Source organism: Caldisericaceae bacterium, assembly GCA_036574215.1.
Taxonomy (GTDB): domain Bacteria; phylum Caldisericota; class Caldisericia; order Caldisericales; family Caldisericaceae; genus Caldisericum.
This window is the reverse complement of sequence record JAINCR010000061.1, coordinates 1-6,135: the sequence shown is the minus strand read 5'-3', so window position 1 is coordinate 6,135 and position 6,135 is coordinate 1. Positions and strand designations below refer to the sequence as shown.

Annotated in this window: 3 protein-coding genes; all 3 read right to left on the bottom strand. The window is 34.7% G+C overall.

Going from position 1 to position 6,135, the window contains the following annotated elements; all coding sequences use genetic code 11:
• Positions 1-2,860 (bottom strand): hypothetical protein (locus K6343_03775; protein MEF3245082.1); only part of this gene is annotated, 2,860 nt, incomplete at its 3' end.
• 84 nt (positions 2,861-2,944) lie between these two features.
• On the bottom strand, positions 2,945-5,308 hold the full coding sequence (locus tag K6343_03770; GenBank protein ID MEF3245081.1) for a phosphodiester glycosidase family protein: 2,364 nt from the start codon (positions 5,306-5,308) through the stop codon (positions 2,945-2,947).
• 67 nt (positions 5,309-5,375) lie between these two features.
• Positions 5,376-5,699, bottom strand: a complete 324-nt coding sequence (locus K6343_03765; GenBank protein MEF3245080.1) for a copper amine oxidase N-terminal domain-containing protein — start codon at positions 5,697-5,699, stop codon at positions 5,376-5,378.
• Between the last annotated feature and the right edge of the window lie 436 nt (positions 5,700-6,135).

Sequence of the window (6,135 nt, the reverse complement as noted above, 5' to 3'; positions counted from 1 at the left end):
CGCTTGTACCTGCAAAAGCAGTTATAGTAAATGTAATTGGTTCAAATTCAACCTCAATTTTATGATTCGCTGTAACATTCTCAAATGTATAAGTTGTTACTGCACCAACTGAAACATTATCTACTTTCACATCTTTAATTTTATAACCTGCATTTGGAGTAATTGTAAATGTTTGGGAATTGCCAGAGACAACTGCAACTGTCCCAGATGGTGAAATTGATCCACCAGAACCTGCTAAAGCAACTATATCAAAACCTATATACCAATCTTGAATATTCCATGTAATTGGAACACTCCTACTTATAGAATAATTTATACCTTTGATATTGTTTTTAAAGGTTACAACGTCTGTCCATACATTTAACCCGATTTGTGGCACAAGGTCTACGAGTCTTTGATCTGCTATATAGTAATTCCTTTGACGGATAGATGGGTCAACTTCGTGAGTTGCCTTGTAAATTGCATCATCAAGTGTAGGGTCAGAAATACCTGTATAGTTTTGCCCTCGCCAATCATTTACCTCAGTTGGAATTTGTGAAGAGTGGTAGAGAGAAAATCCACCTGGGTCAAGTGGGTCACCACCCCAAGCAAATAATGCTAATTGGAACAACCTATGGGGAAGATAAGAATTAAAGAAGTTAGGTGGATATTTTATTGTGATCTCAATGCCAATCTTCTTAAGTTGTTCTTGCAATACTTTAGCTTCATTTTTTCTAATTTGGCTGGTTGTTGTTGAGAGTTCAAGCGTCAGCTTCTTTCCATCTTTGTATCTATAGCCATCAGAACCCATCTTCCATCCTGCTTCATCAAGGAGTTTATTTGCTATTTCGGGATTGTATTTAGGAAGAGTTGCATTTGGATTTCTATAGTATTCGTTAAAGAGTGCAATGTAAGGATAGTAACTAATTACTCTTAGTCCAAAGAATACACGGTTATTTAAATCATCATAATCAATACCATATGCAATTGCCTTACGGACTCTTACTTCAGAAAGGATTGGATCGCTCATATTAATTTCAAGGTGTTCCCAGAAAGTTGAAGGAACATTTAAAACAGTAACACCTAAAACATTTTTTGCCTTATTTGCTTCTAACAAATCAAGGCAAAGATACGTAATATCAACATCTCCACTAATGATATGAGAAAGTGCATCTTCTCCCGATAACCATTTAAAAACAATTTCAGAAATTTTGGGTTGATTTCCATAGTAATATGGATTTGGCACGATACTTATGTAAGAACCTTTTACCCATTCTTTTACCTTATATGGTCCTGCATGAACTGGGGTGTTCACCAATGTAGAAGAAGGAATTTTTTCGACAGGAACTTTACTATAATAGTGTTTTGGATAGATTGGAAGACCAAGATTTGCATAAGGTGTAAACTCTTTCCAAGTTACCACCATAGTATAAGGATCTAAAAACTCAATCTTCTCAATTTTGTCATATGGATCTGTCGAAGGTATCCGTGGAATTTTTCCAGATAGATATATATCGTAGACTGCGAACTTAATATCTTGTTCATAGTCTATTGGGACTCCATCTGACCATTTTACACCCTTTCTTAAGTTATATGTAGTTTGCATGTATTTCTTCCCATTTACTTCATATACTTTCCAGCTTCCATCAGAAAAATTTGGGACGTTAGTTGCTAAATCTGGAAATAGAGTTCCGTCAGGTTTTATTCCGATAAGTTTTGCCTCAGTAGCACCGGTAATAACAGCCGATGCCATCATAGAAGTCAAAAAAGAAACTATGTAATCAGGCTCATAACCTATAGCAAAAATAAGTTTATTAGAAGTTGAAGGGGGACCTTGGACAACATGTTCAAAAATACCTTTTGTTGTTCCTAAAAAGAGATTGCCTTTTGAATCGATTGCAAGAGAACATAGAGGCCCTTTATGTATGGTTTCATCTTTTTTCATATCTTTTGGCAATCCTGTTAGATCTGTATATTTCCAGTTTTTCCATGCATCTGATGTTTCTTCAATGCAACTTCTCACGTTGTCTAAGGCATACATTACAGTAGGATTATTGGGATTAACTACAATTCTTTCAGCATTAGCAATTTTTAATGATGTTTGTGTCCAGGTTTTTCCACCATCTACTGATTTAAAAATTCCTGCACCATCAGTTGAAGCATAGAGCACGTTTGAGTTATTTGGATCTACTACAACTGACATTGTAGGATACTTTTCAACCCATAACTCTGTAAAATGTTCACCTTTATCTTCTGATTTGTAAATTGGACCATACTGAACTATGTAAACAACATTAGAATTGTTAGGATCTACAGTAATACAACTTAATGCCGTAAAATATGCAGTTACGTTTAATTTTTTCCAGTTGATACCTCCATCATCTGATCTATAGAAGCCATCTGAAAACGCATAAGCATAAATAACGTTTGTATTATTAGGGTCGATAGTGATAGTGTAAACAGGATAGTTTGGAGATTTTTCAAGCCTCTTCCATGTTTTCCCACCATCTTCTGTCTTGTAAATTCTTGGTCTTCCAAAGTTAAATAATCCTGCATAAACTATATTTGTGTTTTTAGGATCAATTGCAAGAGTTAGGACATTTCCCATATCTGGTATAGCACTACTTGTTGCTTTCCAAGTTAAACCACTATCTTCAGATTTATATACACCATAAAAACCAGTTCCTACATAAATAGTATTTGGATTTTTAGGATCAACGACAACACTTGTAATCTCATCACCCTTCATTAGACCATTGGATCCAGTGCTTAACTCTTTCCATACAGCGGTTTGCCCTCTTACCACATTTTCTCTTAATACCCCCTGAAATGAAGAAAAGAGCATCAAGATGGTCAAAAGAACTGCAACTAATTTTTTCATTTAAATTTCCTCCCTTCTTGTTATTCTTTTTTTCAAACTATTGAAAGATTAACTCCTTTTACTGCAACAGATATGGAGTCGAATTCAAGGAGTTTTGCTTACCACTCCAATGCAGGTTACAAGATTCCTTCCTGGAGTGTAGATGTATTTGTCTTTGTAATAAAGTGTTGTTGAACCTCCTCCATCAAGTGATAAAACGTATTTAAAATAACCCAACTTTAATATAATCTCACCAACAGGATCGTTTCTTAGACTCATAGCAGTAGGAGTTACAATAAAGTAAACATACCTTCCATCGGTTGCTATGAATACTCTTGCTCCATTCTTTGTCATCCTAAATGAATTTGGGTATCTTGCTGCACCATCAAAAGGAACTCCATTTTTTACCACAACTGGAGAACTCTGCACAAAGAAGCTGTTTGTTATATCCCTGTCGTTTATCGTTATACTAAGTTCTACATAAATAGACCTTCTAAAGATAGAAACTGTATCTTTTATCCAGTGTGCAGTTGAATGCTGATAAGCATAGATACCAAATTGGCCATTTGTAAGAACCTTTGAAGGATTAACAATTGCAGGACCTTCTATAGTGCCATCAACTTTCCCTCCACTATTTATGATGACAAAGACAGTATCGTAATCAATATTAACATCATCCTTATACCAATTTGTATAGACTGTAAACCCTCCATATGAAGTTGAGTTAATTGAATATGTTTTCAAAGTATCTTTTGTTCCACTTATGTCAGTTACATCTGCATGAACTTCAATTCTACCCTCTTCATAGAAGCAATTTCCGTTTGGATCTATTATAAATGTCTCTGATGTTCCTGCTTCAATTTCGCCATTTGAATTACCAAAGACTGTGCCAGAAACTTCAAATGTATTTGTATCAAACGGAATACCATTCACCATAACAATGGTATTTGGAAGTAAAAAAGTTTTATAATCTGCTCCCTTATTATAACCATTTATACTCAAGGAAGGAATAAAACTAATACCTTTAACCTTTGGGTCAATTTTAACTATCTTAAAACTGTAAGATTTATTGTTATAGCTTACTGTTTTTTCAAGATAACCCACTGCACCATCTAAATTTACAATTGGTGTATTTGAGATTGAAACAAGTTTTTTCTTGCTATTATAACTTACATAGAATCCAAGTGATTCAGAGATAAACCTTATTGGGACAAGCGTTCTTCCACTCTTAATTATAGGGATAACCTTAGGATTAGCTGGATCAATTTGGCTTACTTTTCCATTTACAACTGCTTTGCTCTTGCCAATCCAAAGTTCTATCTTATTTACTCCGTTAATTACTGTGATCTTTTTATCTAATGGATCCCAGTTAACGGTGCACCCCATCTTTTCTGCAACAAATCTCAAAGGCACGTATGTTCTATTTTCGATGATTGTTGCAGGAACTTCTAAAGTATAACCTTTCCCATTTACTGAAGCAATGTTACTTCCAATAACTAAAGTAATGTAAGTGGGTGAATATTCTTTTTCAAACTCTGCATGTATAGTATGGTTTGATGTAATGTTACTAAATGTATAAGTTGAAACAGGTCCTACTGATTCGTTATCTACTTTAACATCTTTAATTAGATAACCATCGTTTGGTAAGATCAAAAAAGTTTTGCTTTCCATATATTTTACTACTACTGTGCCAGAAGGGGAAATTGAACCACCTAAAGTTGCTGAAGCATTGATTATAAAAGATACAGGTTCAAATATTGCTTCAATCGTATGGTCTTGTGTAATATCTGCAAACGTATAAGTTGAAACTGCACCAACTGATGAACCATCTACTTTAACATCTTTAATTGTAGACATTTGGGCGGGAACAATATTAAAAGTTATGGAATCTGAGGGGTCAACACTAATTATACCAGAAGGACTTATTGAACCATACTCAGGATAGAGGACAGTTATCCACTTTAAATTTGGATTAAACGATATTTTACTGCTTGACATTTTTATAACCCCATTAATTGGATTCGACTCTATTGAAGCAAATAAGCCTTCCTCAAATACTTTTAACGGAACCATTGGAATGCCATCTTTTAAATATACAGGAGGAATCGACTCGACATTTCCATTTAAAACGGCTGTATCTCCATTTATTGCAAGCCCTATCCTTATATCCCCTAACGATACTATAATGCCTTTGGAATCGGAAATCCATTCAACCGTCCCACCAAAGCCTTTTGCAATAACAGTAATCGGGATGTATGTAAATCCATTTGATACCTCAGGTGCAACATACAACTCAATAGCATAGTCATTTACATACATTTTGCTACTTCCAATCTGCATTGTTAATGAGACATCGCCTAATTTCTTTAGAGAACTACTGATAAAAGCATTAGATGATTTAATAAAGACAAAACCACTTAAGGAAGCAATCATAACCACCAATGTAATAGTTAAAAGAAATTTTCTCATAAACTTCCTCCTTTCATAAAGTATATTTCAGAGTAAAGAAGTATATCCAATAAAAATTCCTCGTTCTCTATTTACCTCCTTGGTAAGTTATTGTAATTGTCTTTGTCTTTCCATCCCAATTTACTTCACAACCAAGAGATTCTGCAACAAATCTTAAAGGAAGCATTGTCCTACCATTTATGATTTCAGGGACAACTTTTAAGTTTGTTGTATCGATAAGTTTATCTGCTCCATTAGCTATAGCATTTGCATTACCTATCTGAAGTTGTATAAATTTACTTCCAAGTCTTATAGTAACAGTTTTAGTGCTATTCTCCCATCCTACACTTCCACCTAATACTCTATGAAACAATGAAAACAGTATAAAAGTATTCAGTAAAATTACAGGCATCTTTTTTCTAAAATTCCCTCTCAATTATGTATATTAAAAATTAAACATTTTGTCAAGAGGATAATAAGAGAATTTTTGTCATTTAGTTAGTATGAAAACACAAAAGGATGAGATTCTTCGGTAAGTTGAGGGGATACAAAACACCCCCTCAACACTCCCCCGACCTCTCCTGTCATCCTGAGTGAAACGAAGGATCTTTTCTTTAAACAGAGGAGATTCTTCCCGGCAAAAGTCGCCTCATCAGAATGACCGCAGAGGCTTCGCACTTGCTTACGCAAGGAAAAGATTGCAGAATGACACCCACCACGTCACATGGAATGTTGTTACGACTGGAACAACTTTAAACGGCTACTTTAACTTCTATGCAACATTTGCTAATGCTGCAAGATATGCCTTGTTTGTAAATGATGGTTATGCTCCAGATGCTTCAACTAGT